This window comes from Clostridiales bacterium, from assembly GCA_025757645.1.
Lineage (GTDB): Bacteria > Bacillota > Clostridia > Oscillospirales > Oscillospiraceae > CAG-103.
Map to the genome: position 1 here is coordinate 184,515 of CP107216.1, position 22,837 is coordinate 207,351.

25 protein-coding genes, 1 tRNA gene and 1 pseudogene are annotated in these 22,837 nt (G+C 64.4%); 11 read left to right on the top strand and 16 right to left on the bottom strand.

Features of this window, described 5'->3' with window-relative positions:
* Window positions 1-79: 79 nt before the first annotated feature.
* A tRNA-Arg gene (locus OGM61_00885) sits at window positions 80-156 on the top strand.
* A 238-nt stretch (window positions 157-394) separates the two neighbouring features.
* Here OGM61_00885 and OGM61_00890 read toward each other — a convergent pair.
* The 7 genes from OGM61_00890 to OGM61_00920 form a co-directional block, all read right to left on the bottom strand.
* Complete coding sequence (locus tag OGM61_00890; GenBank protein UYI84654.1) at window positions 395-1,390, bottom strand: electron transfer flavoprotein subunit alpha/FixB family protein; 996 nt, start codon at window positions 1,388-1,390, stop codon at window positions 395-397.
* A 13-nt stretch (window positions 1,391-1,403) separates the two neighbouring features.
* Window positions 1,404-2,198, bottom strand: a complete 795-nt coding sequence (locus OGM61_00895) for an electron transfer flavoprotein subunit beta/FixA family protein (protein UYI84655.1) — start codon at window positions 2,196-2,198, stop codon at window positions 1,404-1,406.
* A 3-nt stretch (window positions 2,199-2,201) separates the two neighbouring features.
* Window positions 2,202-3,635: an FAD-binding oxidoreductase gene (locus OGM61_00900; protein UYI84656.1), complete on the bottom strand. Its 1,434-nt coding sequence runs from the start codon at window positions 3,633-3,635 to the stop codon at window positions 2,202-2,204.
* Window positions 3,636-3,656: 21 nt separating this feature from the next.
* Window positions 3,657-4,070: a hypothetical protein gene (locus OGM61_00905; GenBank protein ID UYI84657.1), complete on the bottom strand. Its 414-nt coding sequence runs from the start codon at window positions 4,068-4,070 to the stop codon at window positions 3,657-3,659.
* Window positions 4,071-4,196: 126 nt separating this feature from the next.
* Window positions 4,197-7,250, bottom strand: a complete 3,054-nt coding sequence (locus tag OGM61_00910; protein ID UYI84658.1) for an S-layer homology domain-containing protein — start codon at window positions 7,248-7,250, stop codon at window positions 4,197-4,199.
* Window positions 7,251-7,622: 372 nt separating this feature from the next.
* On the bottom strand, window positions 7,623-7,760 hold the full coding sequence (locus OGM61_00915; GenBank protein ID UYI84659.1) for a hypothetical protein: 138 nt from the start codon (window positions 7,758-7,760) through the stop codon (window positions 7,623-7,625).
* Between the two features lie 4 nt (window positions 7,761-7,764).
* Entirely contained in the window at window positions 7,765-8,166 is a 402-nt protein-coding gene (locus OGM61_00920) for a hypothetical protein (protein ID UYI84660.1), read from the bottom strand.
* Between the two features lie 174 nt (window positions 8,167-8,340).
* Here OGM61_00920 and OGM61_00925 point away from each other — a divergent pair, with 174 nt between their 5' ends.
* Together OGM61_00925 and OGM61_00930 are read left to right on the top strand one after the other, a co-directional pair.
* A complete protein-coding gene (locus tag OGM61_00925; GenBank protein UYI84661.1) occupies window positions 8,341-9,267 on the top strand; it encodes a hypothetical protein in 927 nt (308 codons plus the stop codon).
* 116 nt (window positions 9,268-9,383) lie between these two features.
* The gene (locus OGM61_00930) at window positions 9,384-9,740 is read left to right on the top strand and encodes a hypothetical protein (protein UYI84662.1); all 357 of its coding nucleotides are present in this window, start codon (window positions 9,384-9,386) and stop codon (window positions 9,738-9,740) included.
* 78 nt (window positions 9,741-9,818) lie between these two features.
* Here OGM61_00930 and OGM61_00935 read toward each other — a convergent pair whose 3' ends face one another.
* Window positions 9,819-9,947: a hypothetical protein gene (locus tag OGM61_00935; protein ID UYI84663.1), complete on the bottom strand. Its 129-nt coding sequence runs from the start codon at window positions 9,945-9,947 to the stop codon at window positions 9,819-9,821.
* Between the two features lie 88 nt (window positions 9,948-10,035).
* Between OGM61_00935 and OGM61_00940 the strand changes: the two genes are divergently transcribed.
* The 6 genes from OGM61_00940 to OGM61_00965 all read left to right on the top strand — a co-directional run bounded on the left by OGM61_00940 (window position 10,036) and on the right by OGM61_00965 (window position 16,591).
* On the top strand, window positions 10,036-10,353 hold the full coding sequence (locus tag OGM61_00940) for a metal-sensing transcriptional repressor (GenBank protein ID UYI84664.1): 318 nt from the start codon (window positions 10,036-10,038) through the stop codon (window positions 10,351-10,353).
* Between the two features lie 25 nt (window positions 10,354-10,378).
* Window positions 10,379-12,901, top strand: a complete 2,523-nt coding sequence (locus OGM61_00945; protein UYI84665.1) for a heavy metal translocating P-type ATPase — start codon at window positions 10,379-10,381, stop codon at window positions 12,899-12,901.
* 44 nt (window positions 12,902-12,945) lie between these two features.
* A complete protein-coding gene (locus OGM61_00950) occupies window positions 12,946-13,116 on the top strand; it encodes a hypothetical protein (protein ID UYI84666.1) in 171 nt (56 codons plus the stop codon).
* A 117-nt stretch (window positions 13,117-13,233) separates the two neighbouring features.
* A complete protein-coding gene (locus OGM61_00955; GenBank protein ID UYI84667.1) occupies window positions 13,234-14,553 on the top strand; it encodes an SPFH domain-containing protein in 1,320 nt (439 codons plus the stop codon).
* Between the two features lie 30 nt (window positions 14,554-14,583).
* The gene (locus OGM61_00960) at window positions 14,584-15,741 is read left to right on the top strand and encodes a hypothetical protein (GenBank protein ID UYI84668.1); all 1,158 of its coding nucleotides are present in this window, start codon (window positions 14,584-14,586) and stop codon (window positions 15,739-15,741) included.
* Between the two features lie 13 nt (window positions 15,742-15,754).
* The gene (locus tag OGM61_00965) at window positions 15,755-16,591 is read left to right on the top strand and encodes a TPM domain-containing protein (GenBank protein ID UYI84669.1); all 837 of its coding nucleotides are present in this window, start codon (window positions 15,755-15,757) and stop codon (window positions 16,589-16,591) included.
* A gap of 47 nt (window positions 16,592-16,638) precedes the next feature.
* Here the strand turns inward: OGM61_00965 and OGM61_00970 are convergent, their stop codons facing one another.
* From OGM61_00970 to OGM61_01005, 8 genes and pseudogenes are all read right to left on the bottom strand, one after another.
* The gene (locus OGM61_00970) at window positions 16,639-16,821 is read right to left on the bottom strand and encodes a hypothetical protein (protein UYI84670.1); all 183 of its coding nucleotides are present in this window, start codon (window positions 16,819-16,821) and stop codon (window positions 16,639-16,641) included.
* Window positions 16,808-16,975 (bottom strand): annotated as a pseudogene (locus tag OGM61_00975) (MerR family DNA-binding transcriptional regulator). Before OGM61_00975 ends, OGM61_00970 begins: the two are co-directional and overlap by 14 nt.
* A gap of 1 nt (window position 16,976) precedes the next feature.
* Window positions 16,977-18,323 (bottom strand): MATE family efflux transporter, encoded by a 1,347-nt coding sequence (locus OGM61_00980; GenBank protein UYI84671.1) that lies wholly within the window; start codon window positions 18,321-18,323, stop codon window positions 16,977-16,979.
* 111 nt (window positions 18,324-18,434) lie between these two features.
* Window positions 18,435-18,926, bottom strand: coding sequence for a GNAT family N-acetyltransferase (locus OGM61_00985; GenBank protein ID UYI84672.1), 492 nt, complete (start codon window positions 18,924-18,926; stop codon window positions 18,435-18,437).
* Window positions 18,927-18,928: 2 nt separating this feature from the next.
* A complete protein-coding gene (locus tag OGM61_00990) occupies window positions 18,929-19,594 on the bottom strand; it encodes an HAD hydrolase-like protein (protein ID UYI84673.1) in 666 nt (221 codons plus the stop codon).
* A gap of 131 nt (window positions 19,595-19,725) precedes the next feature.
* The gene (locus OGM61_00995; protein UYI84674.1) at window positions 19,726-20,487 is read right to left on the bottom strand and encodes a conjugal transfer protein TraX; all 762 of its coding nucleotides are present in this window, start codon (window positions 20,485-20,487) and stop codon (window positions 19,726-19,728) included.
* Window positions 20,488-20,511: 24 nt separating this feature from the next.
* Window positions 20,512-21,327, bottom strand: coding sequence for a MerR family transcriptional regulator (locus tag OGM61_01000; GenBank protein UYI84675.1), 816 nt, complete (start codon window positions 21,325-21,327; stop codon window positions 20,512-20,514).
* Window positions 21,328-21,720: 393 nt separating this feature from the next.
* Entirely contained in the window at window positions 21,721-22,146 is a 426-nt protein-coding gene (locus tag OGM61_01005) for a metal-dependent transcriptional regulator (protein ID UYI84676.1), read from the bottom strand.
* Between the two features lie 223 nt (window positions 22,147-22,369).
* Here OGM61_01005 and OGM61_01010 point away from each other — a divergent pair, with 223 nt between their 5' ends.
* Together OGM61_01010 and OGM61_01015 are read left to right on the top strand one after the other, a co-directional pair.
* Window positions 22,370-22,582 (top strand): ferrous iron transport protein A, encoded by a 213-nt coding sequence (locus OGM61_01010; protein UYI84677.1) that lies wholly within the window; start codon window positions 22,370-22,372, stop codon window positions 22,580-22,582.
* Window positions 22,583-22,595: 13 nt separating this feature from the next.
* On the top strand, window positions 22,596-22,820 hold the full coding sequence (locus tag OGM61_01015) for a ferrous iron transport protein A (GenBank protein ID UYI84678.1): 225 nt from the start codon (window positions 22,596-22,598) through the stop codon (window positions 22,818-22,820).
* Window positions 22,821-22,837 lie beyond the last annotated feature (17 nt).

Sequence of the window (22,837 nt, forward strand, 5' to 3'; positions counted from 1 at the left end):
GCCGCGCGCAACCGTGCGGCCCGTTTCCGCCGCCGGTCATTGACACCCGCCGCCCTTTGCGCTAAAATAACGCTGTTGTGCCCCCGTAGCTCAGTTGGATAGAGCGGCCGCCTCCTAAGCGGCAGGCCACTGGTTCGAATCCAGCCGGGGGTGCCAGAAAAAAGGACCTTGCATATGCCAGGTCCTTTTTTGCTTTTTGTTTTATGGTATGCCCTTTGCCCAGCCCGGATCTTTGAAGATGCTGCGTCCGACGCGCTCATCGGCTGCATACCGATATCCTTTGCGCCGGACGGGCTTCCGGCAGCACTACCTGCTGGACTATGACGCCTACGACACGGTGGGCAACACGCAAAAAAGCACCCTCTCGGGTGCTTTTTTGCATGTTTGCCCCGGCTCACTCGCCGAGCTTTGCGAGCATGGCCTCGCAGACCTCGTCCATGTCGCCGACGATGCCGTAGGTGCAGTAGTTGAAGATCGCCGCCTCGGGATCGGTGTTCACGGCGACGACCACGTCCGCGTCCGAAAAGCCCGTGACGTGGTTGACCGCGCCCGACACGCCGAACGACAGCAGCAGCTTCGGCTTGACCACGGCGCCGGACTGCCCGATGACGAGCTTGAACGGCAGCACGCCGCGGTCAAACACCGGACGCGTGCAGGCGACCTTGCCGCCGAGGCGCTCGGCCAGGCGGCGGTAGCGCGGCAGGGCGTCCGCCCCCTTGATCGCGTTGCCGACGCAGACGATCACGTCCGCGTCCGCGATGTTCAGGCTCTCGTCGAGATCGTCGGCGCGGAAATCGAGAATCTCGGTGCGGATGTCCGCGACCGGGAAGTCGATGTGCTCCTCGGTGACCTCGTGCGCACGCGCGCCGCAGGGCACACACTTGAACGTGCCCGGGCGGATCGTGCCGACCTGCGGGCGCGCCACCGGAACGGTGATGACGGCCATCATCTTGCCGCCGACAGCAGGCTCAACGAACTCGATGTCCGTCGTCTTGGGATCCCAGACGAGCTCGGTCGCGTCCGAAGTGCAGCCGGTGCCGAGGCGCGCGGCGAAGCGCGGCGCAAAGTCGCGCCCGTTGATCGTGCCGCCGACCATGACCGCCGTGGGCCGGTACTTCCGGCACAGGACGGTGAAGAGGTTGGTGTACGCATCGTTATTGAAGTAGTCATAGCCCGTGCCGGTCACGTGGATGACCTTGTCCACGCCGCAGTCGAGCACGCGCTGCAGCTCGCCGTCCGAGATGCTGCCGACGATGACCGCGACGAGTTTCTCGCCGCTCGCATCGCAGAGCTTGCGCGTTTCCGAGCACAGCTCGAGCGAGACCGGCAGCACGCTGTCGCCGTCGCGCTCGATGAAGACCCACATGTCTTTGTAATCTGTCTTATTCACTGCCTGCACCTCCTCAAAGCACGTCCGCGATCCGCTCGAAGAGCCGGTCCACGTTCTTTTCCGTGCTGCCCTCGTCGATCATGCTGCCCTTCGCGCCGACCTCCGGCGGGTAGGTGCGCGGCACTTTCGTGGGCGAGCCGGGGTCGCCGATCTGCGCGGAGTCGAGCCCCGGGATGGTGGCCGCGCTGTAGACCGCAATGGGCGCGGTGCGCGAGGCCTTCCAGCGCTTCAGGTTCGGGATGCGGGGGCGGAAGTTCGCCTTCTCGACCGTGAGCAGGCAGGGATACTTCGCGCGCAGCACCTCCGTGCCGCGCTCGAGGTCGCGCTCGGCCGTGATGGTGTGCGCGGCCGTGTCCACCTCGACGATCTTCGCCGTCGAGGAGATCTGGCTCGCGCCGAAGCGCTCGGCCAGCTGCGAGCCCATCTGCCCGGTCGCGCCGTCGAGCGACTCCTTGCCGCAGAAGATGAGGTCAAACGCACCGAGCAGCTTTGCCGCGCTCGCAATGACGTAGCTCGTGGCGAGGGTGTCGGCGTTGGCAAACGCGCGGTCAGACAGCAGCACGGCGCGGTCCGCGCCCGCGGCGAGGCACTCGCGCAGCGCCTCCTTGGCCATGTCCGGCCCCATCGTGATGACGGTGACCGTGCCGCCGTGCGCCTCCTTGACGCGTACGGCCGCCTCAAGCGCGTTGGCGTCCAGCGGATTGAGGATCGCCGGCACGCCCGCGCGGATCAGGCTGCCCGTGACGGGGTCCATCTTCACGAGGTTGATGTCGGGCACCTGCTTGACGCAAACAAGAATATTCAGCATGCTTCAGCCCTCCTCCACATTGGTGCAGACCTTGCCGGGGTTGAGGATGCCCTTGGGGTCAAACACCTGCTTGATCGCCTGCATGAGCCCGAACGCCGTCTCGCCGGCGGACTCCACCAGGTACTGCTTCTTTGCGTGGCCGATGGCGTGCTCGCCGGAGACCTGCCCGCCGAACTCGATGCACTTGGCATAGCATTTGTCCATGACGGCCTTGCTGCGGCGCTTGAACTCGTCGAGCGCCATGTCGTTGGCGCAGCAGTAGATGTGCAGGTTGCCGTCGCCCGCGTGGCCGAAGTTGCGGATGGTGATGCCCTCCGCCTTGCCGGTGGCGCGGGTGTAGACGAGAAACTCCGCGATGCGGTCGACCGGCACGACGACGTCCATCTCGTCGAGCAGCTTCGTGTCCGCCTCGATGACGGTCAGGAACGCGCTGCGCGCGGCCCAGACGTCCTTTTTCAAGCCGTCGGTCCAGACGACGAGCGTGTCGTACGCGCCGCACTGCTCGGCAAGCGCGCCGAGGCGGTCCATCTTCGCGGTCAGTTCGGCCTCGCTGTCGCCGACGAGGGTGACGAGGATGTACGCGCCCGCCTCTTTGCCGTCCACGACCGTGGGGAAGATGGTGTTGCCGGTGAATGCCGCCGAGGAATCGACGATGTCGCGCTCCATGAACTCGATCGACTGCGGGTCGAGGTTGGCCAGCTTGATCTTCGGCACGGAGGCGATGGCGGTCTCCACGTCGGCAAACGGGAGGATGAGGCTCACGTTCATTTCCGGCTTCGGGATGAGCTTGAGCGTCAGCTCCGTGATGACGCCAAGCGTGCCCTCCGAGCCGATCATCAGGTGCAGCAGGCTGTAGCCGGAGCTGGTCTTGCACACGGTCTTGCCGAGCTCCATGACTCTGCCGTCGGGCAGCACCACAGTCATGGCCAGCACATAGTCGCGCGTGACGCCGTACTTCACGGCGCGCATGCCGCCCGCGTTCGTGGACACGTTGCCGCCCACGGTCGCGGTCTTTTCGCCCGGGTCGGGCGGGTACATCAGGCCGTGCGTGAGCGCGTCGGCCGCGAGGTCGCACAGCAGCACGCCGGGCTGGATGTGCACGACGAGGTTGTTCATGTCATAGGAGAGGATCTTGTTCATGCGCGTCGTGCACAGCACCACGCCGCCGCACAGCGGCACGCATCCACCGACGAGGCCCGTGCCCGCGCCGCGCGGCGTGACGGGGATGTTGTTGTCATAGCACACGCGCAGAATTGCGGACACTTCCTCGGTGCTCTCGGCCTCGCAGACCACCTCGGGGTAATACTTGCCGTAAATGGGCATTTCGTCGTGGCTGAAGTCGTCCTTCACCGCGTCGCCTGCGAAAAAGCGCTTCGCGCCCACGATGGCCTGAAGCTGCGCGGCGATCTCCGGCGTGACCTGATTGTATTTCGTCATTTCTGACCTCCTTATGGATTTTCAGCATAACGGATCGTTCCCGCTGCGGCCGCAGCCGCAAAGCAGGAGAGTCATTATAGCATAAAGCCGGTGGATATTGTCAAGCGGCGCCGGGTTTTCCCGCAAAACTGTCCGGCAAAACGCAACTTCCGGGTCAAAAACTGTCACCCGGCGCAAGGTTTCCGGCGCTTTCCCCGCCGCGGCGGATGCCGGGGACCGGCGGGCCGCGGCGCCGCTCCCCCGCTCCCCCGCTCCCCCGCCCGGCCGAGCGCGCGCCGTCTCGACGGTGAAAAAGCGGTCGACGAGCTGGTTTGCCTGTACGCAGCTGAGGTTTGGCGCATGATTGGCGAACGTGACCGCGCCGTCCGGCGTCAGCGTGACGGTCAGGTCGCCGGCGGAATATTTGGCGGCGTTGCTCAGGATGTTGTCAAACACGCGCCGCAGCGCGCAAGAGAGCTTCCGGCGTGATCCTCAAACGGCAAGCCGTCTGTACAAAAAACCAGCGCCCATTGCATTCGCAATGGGCGCTGCCGCTTTTTGGGGTGATTTTCTGTGTCTTGCTCAGGCCTGCGTGTCGCCGCGGTAGAGCATGCACACGATCTGGCCGCGCGTGCATGCGTCGTCCGGGCTGAAGGTGGTGGCGCTCGTGCCGACGGTCACGCCGTTGGCTGCCGCCCATGCAACAGCATCGGCGTAGTAGGCGTCTGCCGCCACATCCGCGAAGCTCACCGTGTCGCTCACGGCCGGTGCGCCGGCTGCGTTATACAGCAGCGTGACGGCCTGTGCGCGCGTGCATGTGTCGTTCGGGCTGAAGGTGGTGGCGCTCGTGCCGGCGGTCACGCCGTTGGCTGCCGCCCACTTCACCGCGTCGGTATAGTAGGCATCCTCGGCCACATCCGTGAACGGAAGCGCCGTGCCGGACACATCCGGCTCACCGGCCAGACGGTACAGGAAGGTGACAACCTCGGCACGGGTGCAGGTGCTGGCGGGGGCAAAGGTGGTCTCGGTCACGCCGACCGTGATCTGCGGGGCGCTGAAGTAGGCCCACTTCACAGCGGCGTAGAGCTCGGTGTCTGCGGGGACGTCCGTGAACGGAAGCGCCGGAACGGCCGGGATCTTATCAACGGGGATCTCCGCGCTGACGGAAGCGTTTTCGAGCGTGATCTGGTAGTCCTGGCTGTAGTTGGCCTTGCCCGGCTCATAGGTGTAGATCACGAGTGCGAGCTTGTGGCCTTCCTTGACGGTGTAGAGGTTCGGCTGCAGGTAGATGGTGTAGTCGTGGTTCTCGCCGACCTTGAGGGCGACCTTCGTGCCGGCGGAGGCGGAGTCATAGCCAGCGCCGGGGTTGCAGAGGTCCATCCAGCCGCGCGCAATGATCTTGTAGCTGACGTCGGTGGCGTTGAGCTCGGCGTAGTCATAGTTGTTCAGGCCGCCGCCCATCCACGCGCCGCCGGCGGTGATGGTCTTGGGCACATAGCTGCCCTGCGTGTTGTAGGCCGGGAACGTCGTGCCCTCGGGCGCGATGTCGACGAGCATGGCGCTGACCATGAGCGCGTCGCGGTCGATCAGATCGGCGCCGTCCGGCAGGGACACGGTCACAGCGCCGTCAGCGCTCGCCGCGCCAACGTAGTTGTCGTGGTCAAGGGCGTTCGTCTCTTCGCCGACATAGTTGTCGTGGTCGACGGTGCCGCGCGGGCTGGTCGTCTCCGGCGCGTCATAGTTATCAGCGCTGGCGGTGAAGCTCACGGCCACGCTGCCCTTGATGACGGTGTCGGCGTCGACATCCATGGTGTACATGGCGCTCACGTCGGTGGAGCCGGCGGTCAGCGCGTCACGCCAGTTTCTGCGGTTGATGCCCTGCGTGGCGTAGTCGCTGTTGATGGTGGTCGTGCCGGTGTCGTCGGCGTTGGAGAGGGCAATGCTCTCGTCGGTCGTCCAGCTGTCATAGGTGTTCCAGACGGAGGCGTCGACATTGCTCTGCGCGGTGACGGCGGCCATGTTCTCGGCGCCGTTTTCCACGCCGCACAGGTAGTGGCTGAACCAGCGGTTGAGGACGTTGTTGTAGCTCTCGCCGTCAATGTAGAACTCGAGGTTGCCGGCGGGGTAGCTCGGGGTCAGGTGCGCATCCTGATGCAGCAGGAGCTTAACGTTCACGCCGGCCTTCTGATAGGCCTGATACATGAGGTCAAATTCCTTCGTGCGCACGTTGTCGTCGTTGAGGCCGTGCACGATCAGCGCCGGGCACTTGATGTTTTCCGCGTCAAGCGTGTAGTCGCGGGTCGCCCAGTGCTCGGAGTAGTCGCCGTTGCTCTTGAGCTGATCCTGCTGGATCTGGTACATGTAGTTGCCGTACTTTTCGGCGATGGTCGCGTAGTCGTCCGGATCGAGGTAGCGGCCGTTGCAGTACCAGCCGAGCCGCTCGGAGTAGTTGACGAGGCTGTTGGTGGAGATGCCCTGAGAGTTGGTGTACTCATACCAGCTCGCGATGCCGGCGACGGGGACGATGGTCTCAAGGCCGGCGACGCCGGTCGTTGCCAGACCGAACTGCGTCGTGCCGGCGTAGGAGCGGCCGGTCATGCCGATCTTGCCGCTCGACCAGTCGGCCGAGATGGCGACGTTGCTGGTCTTGTCGGTGTAGGCCACGCGGTCGCCGTGCAGCCATTCGATCACGCACTTGAACGCATCGATCTCCAGATCGGTGCCGCAGGTCTCAAAGCCGTCGGAGCCCTTCGTGCCCAGACCGCCGCACTCGACCACGGCAAAGCCGCGCACAAGATAGTAGTCATACCAGTTGAGGTCCTCGTAGTCGTACATCTGCTCATACGGGTTCCAGTAGTACCAGTCGGCACTGTCGGCAGCAGCTGCCGCGTCCGCGGTCGTGGCGGTGCCGGCGGGCACGCGCTTGTCCGGCTGGCTGTAGAGCTTGGAGATGTCATAGCTCTCGCTGCCGAGGTTCTTGCCGGGGTTCATGCTCTCGTTGCAGCCGGTGATGTACGGGCGCGCCTCGTAGATGGTGGCCGCCTTGTAGTTGCCCTCCATCGCTGCGCGCGGGATCTGCACGAGCGCCTTGACGAGGTCGAGCTTGCCGTCGTCGTCGGTGTCGTAGTTGGTCTCGACATAGACGCAGTAGCGGATGATGTCGCTCTCGTCGTTGCTGTAGCCCTCCGTGACCTCGCCGGTCGTGTAGGGGAAGATGGGCTGCGCCATACCGTTCATGTACAGCGGCTGCAGCTTGTCGGCGTGCAGCGCGTCATACATCTGGTCGGCGACCGCCTTCATCTGGCGGTAAGCCGCGAGCGTGCAGGGCGCGTCGGCGTCGGTGTCCGTGTCGATCATGCCCATGCTGCGGGCCTGAGCCAGATAGTCATCCGGGAACGAGCCGAGCTGCTGCTCGGTCATGCCCGTCCACAGCAGCAGTGCACGCACTGCGTCCGCTACGGTCAGTTCCGTGTTTTCGCCTGCGCCGTCAGGGACGAGCGCAGTACCGTTGATGTCTGCCAGATCGGCATACGTCACGGCGGGTGCGCTGCTGTCGTTCACGGCGAGCGCCGTGCCGGGCAGAAGCGACAGCACCATGACCAGCGTCAGCAGCAGAGTCAAGATTCTCCTCTTCATGATAAGCCTTCTTTCTGTATGAGATTGGATTCTTCACCGCCGGAGCAGCAGGAGTGCGCCGCAGACGGAAAAAATCTTATGTGCAGTTTACGTCTGAAATGTAAGTTTTTCAATTGACAAAGCACACAAGGTTTTTGGTGAATTTAATTTCATTATTCGTCGTATTATTAGCATATTCATACATGAATTATTTTGGATACGGTTATATGCGCTTATTATAGGTCTGAAAACCCATATATTCCAGCGTTTTTCCAGCTTTGCGGGCAATTGAGGAGAAACGGCGCTCATTAGTATTTATTCATTCAATTTTTTGTTTTATTCGCACGCGGGCAGAAAAACACCGCCGCAGGGAAAACCCTGCGGCGGTGTTTTTTACGTTTTGCAAAGAAGCAGCAGGTACAGCGGCAGATGACGGCGCGTGCTTTGCTTGTCCCAGCGCCTAGTCAGCGCCTGCCGCCGTTTGAGCAGCCGCTTTTTCAGACTGATTTTTGAACTCTGTTTTCCGCGCATGTCATCACCGCGGCTTTCTGCCGTCGTTGTGATCGGGGGAAGCCACGACTGACGCTCGCGCTTCCGGCTTTTCCGCCTGCAGGAGCGGGTTGTCGATGCGCGTGATCACCGCATACCCCACCACATGCGCGCCTTCCTGCATCGGGATCCGTTTTCCGACCCACAGGCAATGCGGATACGCCTCGGGAGAAAGGAACGTGATCGTTCCGCGGGCCGACGCGCCCGGCGGCACGGAGCCCACATCATAATAATAGTGAACGCCGGTCGTCAGACAGGTATCGGTCAGCCGATGCGCCGGGCGATACCCGTCACGGGCGGGGCTTTTCCGAACGTCATTGAATGAAAAAAACGCCTCTACGTCCGGCGGGCGCTCCGGAACAGGCGTTACTGGAATTCGTTGTCTCATCTGGTGCGTTCCCTCCGTTCTGCTGACAGAATATCCTGCGACGGAGGCCCTGTCAAGCGCAAAAAATCCGCCCGCCGCAGGCGTTCTGCCCGCGGGCGTCTATCGTTCGTTTCCTCCGGCTGCCTTTTTATGCTATCATGGAACAAAATCCGCAAAAGGGAGGGGACTCGAGACATGAAAAAAACATGGCATACCATATTTCTGATCCTGCTGATCTGTCTGGACGCGGCGCTGCTGCTTCTGCCGCTGCTGCCCGGTTATCGCGCGCTGTTCGATATCGGCCCGTATCCCGGCCGGCCGCCCGCGTTCCGCTTCCTGAAGCTGGCCGGTTATGCCCTGTTTTTCCCTCTGACGGCATACGGCTGCGGCAGGCTGCTGGCGCGCATCCGCACCCCCCGGCTCCGCTGGCTGCCGGCGGCGGTCTTTGCGCTGATCGCCACGGCGCTGGTCTGCCTGCACAACAACGAGCTGCACATGCTCTGCCAGCTGGACAGCGGCTGGGTACACGTGCCGCATATGTATGAAAACCTCGTGCGCACAGACCTGACTTACCGCGGCGGCATCGGCATCTTCCGGTATGTGCTCCCGTGGGCCGGTACCTTTCTGCTGTGCGTTCTGGCCGGAACATACAGCCTGCAGCAGTTCCTGTCGCTCTGCCGGAAGGCGTTCGCGGCACTGCGGCGGCGCTGCCTGCTGCGCCGCACGCAAGCGCGTCAGGCGCTGCCCTGTTCCCTGCTGGTGCTCAGCATGGCGGACCGTGCACAGTTCGCCGCCGAGCTCGCGGACCGGCTCGACCACGCGCACGTCGTGCGCACCGGCGGCGCGCAGCTGCGCAGCCGGTGCGCCACACCGTCCGGGGCGCTCGACGATACGGCGGGGTCGCTGTGCGGAAACGCCGACCTTCTGGTCGTGGAGGATCTCGAGGCGTTTGTCTGCGGCACGGAGCAGTGGCAGAGAGTCTGCGCGTTTTTCTTCCAGAACATCATCGAGGACGGGACCGATGTCATCGCAGCGGCGGACGATCCGGCAAAAACCGCGCCGGAATTCTGGTACCGCATGACCTGCGCCTGCCCGTTTTCCGTCCGAACGCTGAAAGAATGACCGGCGGGCGCAACATTCACATCTGAATTTTGCACCCCAGGGTGGTATTTCTGCGAATTTTGATGTAAAATGCCTGCGAAAACACCGAAAACACCATCACCAAGGAGGGACTGCCCATGACCCACCGCAAACACGCGGCCGCGCTGCTGACCGCCGTGCTCCTGCTGGCGCTGACTGCCTGCGGCAGGCAGACCGCCGCCGCATCCGATCCCGCACAGACGCCTGCGGCCCCGGCCGTTGAGACGCCCGTCATCGCCGCCCCGGCCGCGACACCGACGCCCGCCGCCGGAAAAGACGCCGGCAGCGACGGCTGGAAGGCCGAGTTTGAACGGAGCCTGCTCGAAGACTACGGCGTCACGCCCGACCACTACGAGGATCTCGGAAACGGCATCTATCAGGTCTATGTGAAGCTCGACGGCAAAGTCGTGCCCTACGTCACGGTCGATTCCGCGACCGGCGACTACCACGGCTGAGCACCGGCAGCAAAATAAAAACCACGCCCCTGCGCGCCATTCCGGCGCGCAGGGGCGTGGCGGTTTTCTGCCTGCAACTTATCCGCGCAGGCCGACGGCCTCGAGCACGGCCTCGATGCGGTCGGACGCCTGCACCGGCCAGCCGCCCTTGACGTTCTGGTAGCCGGCGGAATCGAGCAGATCGCGCGCGCCCGCTGTCAAGAACATGCGCATTTTCGCTTGACAAATACCCTCGGGGGGTATATATTCAAAAATACCCCCAAGGGGTATACGGGAAACAATGAGGTACGAATATATGGACGATGAGAAAAAAACGTGCTGCTGCGGCTGTTCGCAGCGCAAAAAGGAGCGCTCGCCGGAGGAATACAAGCGGCTCATCCACCGGCTCAACCGCATCGAGGGCCAGATCCGCGGCATCCGCGGCATGGTCGAAAACGACGCCTACTGCCCGGACATTCTCGTGCAGTCGGCGGCGGCGGGCGCGGCGCTCAACGCATTCAATAAGGAGCTGCTGGCCAGTCACATCCGCACCTGCGTCGTCGAGGACATCCGCGACGGCAAGGATGAGGTGATCGACGAGCTGGTGGCGACGCTGCAGAAGCTCATGAAATAAGCCGCACCGCAAAGGAGGAACGACATTGAAGCAATATAACGTCACCGGCATGAGCTGCGCGGCCTGCTCGGCGCGCGTGGAAAAGGCGGTGTCGAACGTACCGGGCGTGACGGCGTGCTCGGTCAGCCTGCTGACCAACTCCATGGGAGTGGAGGGCACGGCGGCCGATCAGGCTATCATCGACGCGGTGCAGGCCGCGGGCTACGGCGCATCGGTCAAGGGCGCGCAGCAGAGCGCAGGCCCCGCCGCCGGCGCCGACGCGCTCGCCGACCACGAGACGCCGAAGCTGCGGCGCAGGCTCTTCTGGTCGCTGGGCTTTCTGCTCGTGCTGATGTATTTTTCCATGGGCCACATGATGTGGGGCTGGCCGCTGCCGAAGTTTTATGATGGCAACCACGTCGCCATGGGCCTGACGCAGTTGCTGCTGACGGTGATCATCATGGTCATCAACCAGAAGTTTTTCATCAGCGGCTTCCAGGCGCTCTGGCACCGCGCGCCGAACATGGACACGCTCGTGGCCCTCGGGGCGACGGCGGCGTTCGTGTACAGCACGTACGCGCTCTTTGCCATGACGGGCGCGCAGGTGCGCGGTGACGAGCAGGCCGTCATGAACTACATGATGGACTTTTACTTCGAGTCCGCCGCCATGATCCTCACGCTCATCACGGTGGGCAAGACGCTCGAGGCCCGCTCGAAGGGCAAGACGACCGACGCACTGCGCAGCCTCATGGAGCTCGCGCCGAAGACCGCCACCGTCGAGCGCGACGGCGCGGAGGTGACCGTCCCGGTCGAGCAGGTGCAAACCGGCGACGTGTTCGTCGTCCGCCCGGGCGAGCGCATCCCGGTCGACGGGGTCGTGCTCGCCGGCACGAGCGCGGTCAACGAGGCGGCGCTCACGGGCGAGAGCATCCCGGCCGACAAAGCGCCGGGCGCGGCCGTCTCGGCCGCGACGGTGAACCAGTCGGGCTTTCTCAAGTGCCGCGCCACGCGCGTCGGCGAGGACACGACGCTCTCGCAGATCATCCAGATGGTCAGCGACGCGGCGGCCACGAAAGCGCCGATCGCGAAGATCGCCGACAAGGTGTCCGGCGTGTTCGTACCGGCGGTCATGGGCATCGCGCTCGTGACGTTCGTCGTCTGGCTGCTGCTCGGCCGCACCGTGGGCTATGCGCTCGCGCGCGGCATCTCCGTGCTCGTCATCAGCTGCCCGTGCGCGCTCGGCCTCGCCACCCCGGTGGCAATCATGGTCGGCAGCGGCATGGGCGCGAAAAACGGCATCCTCTTCAAGACGGCGGCCTCCCTTGAGGAGACCGGCCGCATCCAGATCGTCGCGCTCGACAAGACCGGCACCATCACCTCCGGCGACCCGACCGTGACGGACCTCTGCCCCGCCCCGGGCGTGACGGAGATGGAGCTGCTGCGCCTGGCCTATGCGCTCGAGCGCCGGAGCGAGCACCCGCTGGCCAAGGCGGTGCTGCGCCGCGCGGAGGCGGACGGGCTGACCGCCGCCGAGGTCGCGGACTTTCAGGCCCTGCCGGGCAACGGGCTCAGGGCCACGCTCGACGGGCAGCCGCTCTGCGGCGGCAACGCGGACTTCATCCGCACGGCGGCCGACATTCCCGCGCCCATGCAGGCGCAGGCGCAGGCGCTGGCCGAGGCCGGCAAGACGCCGCTGTTTTTCGCCCGCGGCGAAAAGCTGCTCGGCATCGTCGCCGTGGCGGACGTGCTCAAGCCCGACAGCCCGCAGGCCATCCGTGAGCTGCAGAATATGGGCATCCGCGTCGTCATGATCACGGGCGACAACGCGCGCACGGCCAGGGCCATCGGCGCGCAGGCCGGCGTGGACGAGGTGATCGCGGGCGTGCTGCCCGACGGCAAGGAGCGCGAGATCCGCCGCCTGAGCGCGCGCGGCAAGGTCGCCATGGTCGGCGACGGCATCAACGACGCGCCGGCGCTCACACGCGCGGACATCGGCATCGCCATCGGCGCGGGCACGGACGTGGCCATCGACGCGGCCGACGTCGTGCTCGTCAACAGCCATCTGAGCGACGTGCCGGCGGCCATCCGGCTCAGCCGCGCGACGCTGCGCAACATCCACGAGAATCTGTTCTGGGCGTTTTTCTACAACACCATCGGCATCCCCATCGCGGCGGGCGTGTTCGTCCCGCTCGGCCTGACGCTCAACCCCATGATCGGCGCGGCGGCCATGAGCCTGTCGAGCTTCTGTGTGGTCACGAACGCCCTGCGCCTGAATCTGTTCAAGCTGCGCGATACGCGCCACGATCATAAACGTGCAAACCATCTCAAAGAAGTACCCGAAATCAAGGAGGAAACTGCAATGAAAAAGACCATTCAAATCGAAGGCATGATGTGCGCTCACTGCGAGGCGACCGTGAAAAAGGCGCTCGAGGCGCTGCCGGAAGTCACCGAGGCCGAGGTCAGCCACACGGCGGGCACAGCCGTCGTGACGCTCAGCACCCCGGTGGACGACGCCGTGCTCAAGAGCACGGTCGAGGCCAAGGACTATAAGGTCACCGGCATCGCGTAATGCATCCAAAACCGCAGCAAAGGCGTCCCCTCTCGGGGACGCCTTTGCTGTTTTCTGCTCACTTTTTGTGCGCGTCGATCGGCTGCGTGAACAGCCCGTGCTGCGTGCAGTACCACAGCAGCGTGCCGTGCACGAAGTACGGCAGGGCGCGGGCGCTGTCAAGCGGGCGGCGAAAAATCGCGCCGGGACGGGAAAAAATTCTGAATTTTGCCTGAATTTTTGCTTCCGGTGTAGCTTTTGCGCGCGCGCGCCCTTATAATGTAAGCGCGGACGAAAAACCATCACAACCATCCGCATCCGACGAAAAACCATCACCAAAAAGGAGTTTGTATATGGGACTGATCAAAGCTGCCGCGGGCGCTGCCGGCGGCGTTCTGGCCGACCAGTGGAAGGAATTTTTCCTCTGTGAGGCCCTGCCGGCAAACGTGCTGGCCGTGAAGGGACAGAAAAAAACCACCCGCCGCTCGAGCAACACGCACGGCGACGAGAACATCATCACCACCGGCTCGCGCATCGCCGTCGCCGACGGGCAGTGCATGCTCATCGTCGAGCAGGGCAAGGTCGTGGAGGTCTGCGCCGAGCCGGGCGAGTACACGTATGACGCATCGACCGAGCCGTCGATCTTCGCCGGGAACCTCGGCGAGAGCATCGGTGAGGTGTTCCGCAACATCGGCAAGCGCTTCACCTTCGGCGGCGAGGCCCCGAAGGACCAGCGCATCTACTACTTCAACACCAAGGAGCTGACCGGCAACAAGTACGGTACGCCGAGCCCCGTGCCGTTTCGCGTGGTGGATCAGCGTGCCGGCATCGACATCGACATCGGCATCCGCTGCTTCGGCGAGTACAGCTACCACATCGCAAACCCGCTGCTGTTTTACACCAACGTCTGCGGCAACGTGACCGAGGACTACACGCGCGACACGCTCGACGGACAGCTCAAGAGCGAGCTGCTCACGGCGCTGCAGCCGGCGTTCGCGCGCATCAGCGACATGGGCATCCGCTACTCGGCGCTGCCCGGCCACACGCGGGAGATCGCCGCGGCGCTCAACGAAGAGCTCTCGGCCCAGTGGCGCGACCGCCGGGGTCTGGAGATCGTGGCCTTCGGCGTCTCGTCCGTGAAGGCCGACGAGGCCGACGAGCAGATGATTAAGGACATGCAGCGCGACGCGGCCTACATGGACCCGACGCGCGCGGCGGCGATGCTCTCGCGCTCGCAGGGCGATGCGATGAAGGCAGCCGCGTCCAACACGGCCACCGGCCCGGCCATGGCGTTCATGGGCATGGGCATGGCCGGCCAGATGGGCGGCGTCAACGCGCAGGACCTCTATGCCATGGGCCGGCAACAGGCGGCCCAGCAGCCCGCCGCCCCGGCGGCCGGGAGCTGGACGTGCGCCTGCGGCCAGACGGGCAACACCGGCAAGTTCTGCGGCAACTGCGGCCGGCCGCGCCCGGCCGCGCCGGAGGGCTGGACGTGCGTGTGCGGCGCGGTGAACAAGGGCAAGTTCTGCTCCGAGTGCGGCCGCCCGAAACCGGCCGGCACACCGAAATACAAGTGCGACAAATGCGGCTGGGAGCCGGACGACCCGACCCACCCGCCGAAATTCTGCCCCGAGTGCGGCGACCCGTTTGACGATGGGGACATCCAGTCGTAACCCCCGCCCGGACGAAAGGAGGCACGCGCCATGCCGACCCAGGTAACGAACTATCAGTGCCCGGCCTGCACCGCCCCGCTGCACTATTCGGCCAAGAGCGGCAAGCTCGAGTGCGACTACTGCGGCTCGTCATTCGACGTGGCCGAGATCGAGGCGCTCTATGCCCGCAAGGAGGCCGAGGCCGCCGCAGCCAAGCAGGCGGCCGACGCGAAGGCCGAAGCAGCGCAGGCTGCCAAGGCCGAGGCTGCGGAAGCCGCCGCGGCCTCCGGCGGCTGGGACACCTCCGACCTCAGCCGCGACTGGGGCGCGGAGGCGGACGGCCTGCGCGTCTACAGCTGCCCGTCGTGCGGCGCGGAGCTCATCTGCGACCAGAGCACCGCGGCCACGGCCTGCCCCTACTGCGGCAACCCGGCGATCGTGCCGGGGCAGTTTTCGGGCGCGCTGCGGCCGGACTCTATCCTCCCGTTTCGCCTGAGCAAGGACGACGCCGTGCAGGCGCTGCGCGCGCACTACAAGGGCAAGCCCTTCCTGCCGCGCTCGTTCACGTCCGCCAACCACATCGAGCAGATCCAGGGCGTGTACGTCCCGTTCTGGCTGTTTGACGGCGGCGCGGAGGGCGCGGCCAGCTATCGCGCCAGCAACACGAATGTGTACGAGACCGGCGACTATGAGATCACCGAGACGCGGCACTACCACGTGGTGCGCGCCGGGTCGCTCGCGTTTGAGAAGATCCCGGTCGACGCATCCTCCAAGATGCCGGACGACCACATGGACTCCATCGAGCCGTTTGACTATGCCCAGCTGCGCCCGTTTTCCACGGCGTACCTGCCGGGTTATCTGGCGGATAAATACGACGTGACCATCGACGACAGCCGCGACCGGGCGGACACGCGCTGCAGCGAGACGCTCGCGCAGGCCCTGCGCGACACCGTCACCGGCTACGGCGCGTGCGTGACCGAGCGCGAGGACATCGCGCTGCGGCGCGGCAAGGTGCACTACGCCCTGCTGCCGGTTTGGATGCTGAGCACGAAGTGGCGCGGGCAGGACTTCCTCTTCGCCATGAACGGCCAGACCGGCAAGCTCGTCGGCGACCTGCCGACGGACCGCGGCCGCTTCTGGGGCATGTTCGCCGCCATCGCGGCCCCGCTCACGGTGGCGCTGACTGCAATTTTGCAGTTCCTGCTGTAAGGAGGCGACGGATATGAAACGCAAACTGACCGCCCTGCTGCTCGTGCTGCTGCTGGCCGTGACGCTCGCAGTACCGGCGCTGGCCGCCGGGGACTGGGTCACGGACGAGGCCGGCCTGCTCACCGACCAACAGATCAGCCAGCTCTCGCAGCGCGCCGCCGCCCTCGCGCACAGCAGCGGCGTCGGCGTGTACATCCGCACCGTGGACGACTATGCCGACTACGGCTTCACCGACGTGGAGACGGCGTCCTACACGCTCTACCACAACGACTCGCTCGGCGTCGGTGACGGGCGCGACGGTGTGCTCCTGCTGCTGAGCGTGTCGAACCGCAAGTACGCCGCCTTCGTCTACGGCGACAAGGCAGAGCTCCTCTTCCCGGACTCTGCCCTGCAGCAGCTCGAGGACGGCTTTCTCGACGACTTCCGCAACGACGACTGGTACGGCGGCTTCTGCGACTACATCGACGGCTGCGCCGGCCTGCTCAGCGGCGAGTCCTATACCGGCAGCGACTCTGACTATGCCTACAGCCCCGGCCATGACGCCGACGTTGACCCCGGCTTCTCCGCGCCGTCGCTGCTGCGCAATTTGGGCATCGCGCTCGTGATCTCGTGCGTCATCGCGCTCATCGTCTGCCTGATTCTCAAGGCGAAGATGCGCTCCGTGCGCCGCCAGACCGAGGCGCGCGCCTACGTCACGCCCGCGGGCCTGCACCTGACGCGGCGCGACGATGTCTACACCCACACGACCACGACGCGCCGCAAGATCGAGCGCGACAACGACCAGCACTCCGGTGGCGGCGGGTCGAGCTTTTCCGGTGGCGGCGGCCACGGCCGCAGCGGCAGCTTCTGACGCACCAAAGCGCAAAAACGCTGTCCCATTTTCGGGACAGCGTTTTTTCATGCCTCCGTGACGGGGATGCGGATCTCGGTCACGAATTTTTCCGGGTCGCTCGTCAGGCCGTAGTCGATCATCGTGATCTCGCGCGAGAAGTCCGCCGTCGCGGTTGCGCAGAAAGGCGCGGATCTGCCCGAGCGGCATATCCAGCGCGCGCAGGTAGCGGATGGTGTTGAGCACCTCAAACTGCCGCGGCCCGTAGTAGCGGTAGCCGGTCGCGGGGTCGGTGTATTCCGGCGTAAGCAGGCCGATGGTCTCATAGTGGCGCAGGCTGCTCACGCTCAGGTGAAACAGCTGCGCCACGTCGCCGATGGAAAACAGCTCCTGTGTCCGCGCCATGTCAGTCCTCCTCCGGCACGAGCCGGCCGCGCCGGCGCAGCACGAGAAACGCGATCACGCAGATGATGACCGACAGCAGCGAGCCCGCCGCCGTGGCCAGGCCCATGGGCAGCAGCGTCGTGGGAAACCACTTGCTCATCAGGTACGCGCCCGGCACGCGCACGAGCACCACGGCCGTGATGTTGTGCAGAAACGACAGCTCCGAGCGGCCGATGGCGCAGAAATACCCGCTGAAGCAAAAGTGCAGCCCGGCAAAACAGCAGTCGAGGATGTACCCGCGCAGGTACTGCCCGCCCGCGGCGGCGACGGCCGCGCTGTCCGTGAACAGGCCCACGACGGGCTCTGCCACGAACTGGATGACGATCGTGATGAGCACGCCGAAGCCGAACGCAACGGCGATGGCGTACCACAGCGTCTGCAGCGCACGGCGGGGCTTGCCCGCGCCGATGCATTGCGCACCGAGGGCCGACACCGTCGAGAGCATGGACGACGGCACGAGGAACAAAAAGCTGATGATCTTCTCCACGATGCCGACGGCGGCGGCGTCCGTGAGGCCGCGGCGGTTGGCGATGACGGTGATAAACAAAAACGCGATCTGGATCAGCCCATCCTGCAGCGCGACCGGCACGCCGATGCGCAAAATGCGCCCCATGACCGCCCGCCGCGGGCGCAGATCGCTCCGCGTGAGGGCGATGCCGTCGCGCTCGCGGCGGATGACGGCCAGCGACACGACCACGCTGGCCGCCTGCGCCAGCGTCGTGCCGAGCGCGGCGCCCGCCGGGCCCATGTGCAGCGCGCCCATGAACAGATAGTCGAGCGCGATGTTTGCCGCGCACGCGATGGCGATGAAGTACATCGGGCGCTTCGAGTCGCCCAGACCGCGGAAGATGGATGCGATGATGTTGTACGCCGTGATCAGTGGCACGCCGAGAAAGCAGATGCGCAGATAGGCGACCGTGCCGGGCACGGCCTCGGCCGGCGTGGACATGACCGCCGCGATCGGCCGCGCGAGCGCCAGCAGCACCCCCGTCACCACGACGCTCAGCGCCAGAAACAGCGTCGTCGTGTTGCCGATGTAGCCCGCCGCGCCCCGGCGGTCGCGCGCGCCGACGGCCTGACCGATCGTGACCGTCGCGCCCATGGCAAGGCCCACGATCATGACCGTGAGCATGTGCATGACCTGACTGCCGATGGACACGGCCGTCGTGCTGGCCACGCCCTCGTACTGGCCGATGATGAACAGGTCGGCCATGCCGTAGAGCGTTTGCAGGAAGTACGAGAGCAGATACGGCAGCGAAAAGCGCACAATGTTGCCAAAGACGCTGCCGGTCGTGAGATTTTTCTCCATGGCGTTTGCCCCTTTGCGTGGAATACCGTCATTGTAAACTCTACAACGGTTGTAGAGTCAAGGTTTTGTTTTGCCCCGGCGCGGATGTTTTTCGCGCCGGGGCTGCATTTTTCAGAACGTCAGGCGCATCTGATACCAGACGACGCCGCCGTGGGTAGAGCTCGACACGCCCTCGCTCACGAAGCCGAACTTCGCGTAGTAGTGCACGAGCCGGTCCTTGCACGTGAGCACGAGGCCGCGGCGGCCCTGCGCGCGCGCGTCGGCGATGGCGCGCTCGATGAGCTGTCCCGCATAGCCGTGCCGGCGGTAGTCTGGCAGCGTGTTCACGCCGAAGATCATCTGCCACGCGCCGTGCGCGTCGTGCAGCGCGGCGTCCGCGTAGAGGTCGTCCGTGAGGTCGGTGCGGTCCGTGACCATGCCGTCCACGAACGCGATGAGCGTGCCGCCGTCAAACATCAGCCAGAAGTGGTCGCCATAGTGCGCCAGCCGGCCTGCGAGCTCCTCCCGCGTCGCGGCCTCCGCCGCCGGGAAGCACGCTGCCTCCACCGCCGCCACGGCGTCGAGGTCGGCGAGGGTCGCCGTGCGAATCATCCTAGTATCCATCGTTATGCCTCCGTTTCGTCCAGCAGCAGCGCCGCCAGCTCCGCCACCGTGCGGCAGTAGTGCGGGCAGATGCACTGCATCGTTTCGATGATGTGCGGCACGGTGTGCGTCCACCCCGCCGCGATGAAGTCCACGCCCGCGCGGTCAGCCATGTCCTTGCCGGGCTTGAGATCGTCGATGACCACGAGCTGCTCCGGCCGCAGGCCGAGCTCCCGCTCGATCTGGTAGATGGGCCACGGCGCGGGCTTGCGCCGCTCGGGGTCTGAATCCCAGCCGTAGATGCGCTCCGGCGTGGGCAGGTCGTGCGCGCGGTAGTCGCGCAGGATGTTTTCCGGCACGGAGTGGCTCACGACACAGATATGCCCGCCCGCGGCGTGAAACCGCTGCAGCAGGTCGCGCATACCGGGGAACGTGTCGGGCACGTGCGTGCGCACATAATCCAGCCACGTCTGGTACTGGATGTCCATCTCCGCATCGGAAAAGCCCAGAATATCGCTGCACAGCGCGCCGAAGCCCGGCTCGAACGAGTAGGAAAAAAAGTCGTCGAGCGTCATGTGTACGTCCGGCCGCAGCTTTTGCAGCGTCTGCACGAAGGCCGGGTAATTGATGGTCGCGGTGCTATTGACGACGGTGTCGTCATGGTCGAGCACCAGACACTGGTAGCGCACGCGCGCCGCCTCCTTTGTCTCACATTGCACAGCATTTTACCACGAACCCCGGCGAAATGCCACCACCGGGCGCAAAAACGCCCGGACGAAGTTTTCCCCCGTCCGGGCGGATGCCGTTGTGCACATTGCCGTCAGAAGCTGCCGGCGGCGGTGGACGCCCCCGCGCCCCAGAGCAGCACGCGCAGCACGCCGATGAGCGCGAGGTGCGCGGGATAATAGACGTAAAAGAGCCAGCCCATGCCGCGCCATTTGCCCCGCGTGCCGTCATAGCACCGCAGCAGCGGGATGGCGAGCGCCGTGCCAAGCTGCACGAGTGCGTATACCTTATCTATAAAGAAGAAATACACGAGCGCGTACACGGCCGACCACACCATGAGCCAGCCCATCTGCTTTCGGAAGTCCCCGCGCGCCTGCCCCATGAACAAGATCGCCATCGCGGCCACGCAGCTCCAGTCCGACGGGAAGGTGATGGCGCAGATCACAAACGTCAGCGCGATCTTGACCCAGTCTTTCAGCCGCGCGTCGTCGTGGATGACGAGCAGCACCAGCCCCCACGCGAGCGACCACACGACGCCCGTCTGATTGAACGGCCCGGTGGACAGCGGCACAAACGGGATGCCGAAGCAGAAATCATACGCAAAGTGCGAGATGAGCGCGAGCGCGAACAGGCGCGCGGCGTACTTTTTCACATCGTGCGTGTAGTGGTAGCCCTCGACGATGAAAAACCACATGATCGGCGCCGTCACGCGGCCGAGCACATGGCACACGAGCACCCACCAGTCGGTGGCGTAGCCGGGCCAGAGCGTCCACGTGAGGTGGTCGAGCGTCATGGCGAGGATGGCGATGCCCTTGAGCGCGTTGCCGCTCAGGGCCGGTCTGCGGGTCTGGAGCATGGGGGCACCTCCGGAAAAATGGGGTTATGCCTCCCGCACCGGGAAACACACCTCGGTCACAAATTCGTCAGGGTTTTGCGTCTCGTGCGGGCTGACGTGGTAGATGTTGAACATCGGCCCCGCGCTCTCGTAGCCGTTGGCCGCGACCCACGCCGCGACGGCTGCGATCACGTCGCTGATCTGCGCGTAGCTGCCGCGGTACACGCAGCCGGCATACGTGACGGGCGGCAGCGTCCGGAACCTGACGTGCTCCGTGTCGGGGTAGCGGCCGCGGACGGTCTTGCTCGCCTCGATGAGCACGTCGCGCTCCTTATATTCCTCGTCGAGGAACGTCACGCTGCAATAGCACGGGTCGTCGGGCACGAGGTGCATGTGGTCGGTCTCGCGGCACAGCACGTCCCACACCGTGCCCTCGGCGTCGTAGCAGGGGATGGTCATGCGCACGCACGCGGCGTAACGCTCGGGCAGTGTCCTGATGGTCACATTGTAGTTCATGTCTGCTTCCTTTCTCAGCCGCTCACGGGCTGTGTCCAGAAGCCGCAGTTTCTGCGCCGTGTCGGCGGCGAGCGCCTCCAGCCGGGTGCGCTGCGCGGCCAGGCGCGCATCGAGCGCCGCGCGGTCGTCGTACAGGCGCAGCAGCTCGCGCGTCTCGCTCAGGCCGAAGCCGAGCGCGCGCAGCGCGGCGATGCGTCCGGCGGTGATGAGCTGCCGCTCGCTGTAGTAGCGGTAGCCGGTCATGGAATCGACCTCCGACGGGGCGAGCAGCCCCACCTCATCATAGTGGCGCAGCATACGAACGCTGACTCTGGACAGTTTTGAAAATTCACCGATTTTCAGCATGGCGGTACCTCCGTGCCGGTCGTATTTTTTTGAGCTCACGCACAGCATAAGCCCTCTCACCGTGTCAGAGTCAAGGGGGTATTTTCTCTTTTTCAGCATAGCAAATCCGCGCCGCCGCGTCAATGCCCGCGGGCGGCCCAGCGTGTCAAAAAAGCCTCGCAGAGTTTGCCGCCCGCAGGCGGCAAAGCATTGCAATCATTTTCTCTCGCGACATGTGCGTGAGAGAAAATACTTCTCTGGCTGCAAGTGTGGACTTTGTGCGCCCCCGGCGTACAAAGTCTGCGCGCAGCAGCCTGCAGGCCTTTTGTCGGGAAAGCCCTCCGGGTTTTCCCGACAAGCAAAACCGCCCGCGGCAGCCAGAGCTGCCGCGGGCGGAACTGTCCGGAGGCGTGTTCAGTTCTCGTCGGTCCCGGCCGTCTCGCCGAGGCCCGCATCGTCCTCCCCGAGGATGCCGAGGTTGCCGATGGCGTGGCGGCAGAGCGCCGTGTACGTCTGCTCGCTGATGTCATGCTCCATCTTGCAGGCGTCCTCCTCGGCGGTCTTGGCGTCGACGCCGAGCTCCATGAGAAACTTCGTGAGCGTGTGGTGCCGGTCGAGCATGCGCGCGGCAATGTCCATGCCGCTCGGCGTGAGCGTGATGAGCCCGTCGCGGTCCATCGTGATGTAGCCGTTTTCGCGCAGGCGCTTGGTCGTGTAGGTCACGCTCGGCTTCGTCACGCCGAGCTGCTCCGCGATGTCGATCGAGCGGATGTAACCGTGTTTCTGCTGCATCATCAGCATTGCTTCCAGATAGTCTTCCGCAGCTCTCAAGATCTGCATAGCGGATTCCACCAACCTTTTCGTAAAATTGCTTCTAGGTTAGCACACCTTAACCAAAAATGCAAGCAATGCAAAAATTTTTACAAATACCCCTTGACACGCGATGTTAGATAGATTAAACTTTAGCAAGGTTAGGGAAGTTTAACTCATGTTAAACAAATATAACCGTTCTTTTTTCATCCAAGGTTAGCACGCTCTAACCGTTACCAGTGGAGGGATATCTATGATGCCGCTGAATCTCGCCAATGTCGGCGAGGAGACACTGATTCTGAAAGTCGGCGGAAACCCGGAGACCAGAAAGCACTTGGAAGATCTGGGTTTCGTCCCCGGTGGGACGGCCACGGTCGTATCGGCGATCGGCGGGAATCTGATCGTGAAGGTCAAAGAATCCCGCGTTGCCATCAGCGATGAAATGGCACGCAAAATCATGATTTAAGGGAGGAAGCACGATGAAAACGCTGCGAGAAGCCAAGATCGGCGAAACGGTCAAGGTGGTGAAGCTGCATGGTGAAGGCGCCATCAAGCGCCGCATCATGGACATGGGCATCACGAAGGGCACCGAAGTGTATGTGCGCAAGGTCGCACCGCTCGGCGATCCGGTGGAAGTCACGGTCCGCGGCTATGAGCTGAGTCTGCGCAAGGCCGATGCCGAGATGATCGAGATCCAGGCATAATCATCCGTAAGCAAAAT

What these genes read in the sequence shown, in the direction of transcription:
- OGM61_00895 (UYI84655.1), bottom strand. Translation starts at nt 2,198, where the DNA reads ATGCTGAATATTCTTGTTTGCGTCAAGCAGGTGCCCGACATCAACCTC.
- OGM61_00900 (UYI84656.1), bottom strand. Translation starts at nt 3,635, where the DNA reads ATGACGAAATACAATCAGGTCACGCCGGAGATCGCCGCGCAGCTTCAG.
- OGM61_00910 (UYI84658.1), bottom strand. Translation starts at nt 7,250, where the DNA reads ATGAAGAGGAGAATCTTGACTCTGCTGCTGACGCTGGTCATGGTGCTG.
- OGM61_00915 (UYI84659.1), bottom strand. Translation starts at nt 7,760, where the DNA reads ATGCGCGGAAAACAGAGTTCAAAAATCAGTCTGAAAAAGCGGCTGCTC.
- OGM61_00920 (UYI84660.1), bottom strand. Translation starts at nt 8,166, where the DNA reads ATGAGACAACGAATTCCAGTAACGCCTGTTCCGGAGCGCCCGCCGGAC.
- OGM61_00925 (UYI84661.1), top strand. Translation starts at nt 8,341, where the DNA reads ATGAAAAAAACATGGCATACCATATTTCTGATCCTGCTGATCTGTCTG.
- OGM61_00930 (UYI84662.1), top strand. Translation starts at nt 9,384, where the DNA reads ATGACCCACCGCAAACACGCGGCCGCGCTGCTGACCGCCGTGCTCCTG.
- OGM61_00935 (UYI84663.1), bottom strand. Translation starts at nt 9,947, where the DNA reads ATGTTCTTGACAGCGGGCGCGCGCGATCTGCTCGATTCCGCCGGCTAC.
- OGM61_00940 (UYI84664.1), top strand. Translation starts at nt 10,036, where the DNA reads ATGGACGATGAGAAAAAAACGTGCTGCTGCGGCTGTTCGCAGCGCAAA.
- OGM61_00955 (UYI84667.1), top strand. Translation starts at nt 13,234, where the DNA reads ATGGGACTGATCAAAGCTGCCGCGGGCGCTGCCGGCGGCGTTCTGGCC.
- OGM61_00960 (UYI84668.1), top strand. Translation starts at nt 14,584, where the DNA reads ATGCCGACCCAGGTAACGAACTATCAGTGCCCGGCCTGCACCGCCCCG.
- OGM61_00965 (UYI84669.1), top strand. Translation starts at nt 15,755, where the DNA reads ATGAAACGCAAACTGACCGCCCTGCTGCTCGTGCTGCTGCTGGCCGTG.
- OGM61_00980 (UYI84671.1), bottom strand. Translation starts at nt 18,323, where the DNA reads ATGGAGAAAAATCTCACGACCGGCAGCGTCTTTGGCAACATTGTGCGC.
- OGM61_00985 (UYI84672.1), bottom strand. Translation starts at nt 18,926, where the DNA reads ATGGATACTAGGATGATTCGCACGGCGACCCTCGCCGACCTCGACGCC.
- OGM61_00995 (UYI84674.1), bottom strand. Translation starts at nt 20,487, where the DNA reads ATGCTCCAGACCCGCAGACCGGCCCTGAGCGGCAACGCGCTCAAGGGC.
- OGM61_01000 (UYI84675.1), bottom strand. Translation starts at nt 21,327, where the DNA reads ATGCTGAAAATCGGTGAATTTTCAAAACTGTCCAGAGTCAGCGTTCGT.
- OGM61_01005 (UYI84676.1), bottom strand. Translation starts at nt 22,146, where the DNA reads ATGCAGATCTTGAGAGCTGCGGAAGACTATCTGGAAGCAATGCTGATG.
- OGM61_01010 (UYI84677.1), top strand. Translation starts at nt 22,370, where the DNA reads ATGATGCCGCTGAATCTCGCCAATGTCGGCGAGGAGACACTGATTCTG.
- OGM61_01015 (UYI84678.1), top strand. Translation starts at nt 22,596, where the DNA reads ATGAAAACGCTGCGAGAAGCCAAGATCGGCGAAACGGTCAAGGTGGTG.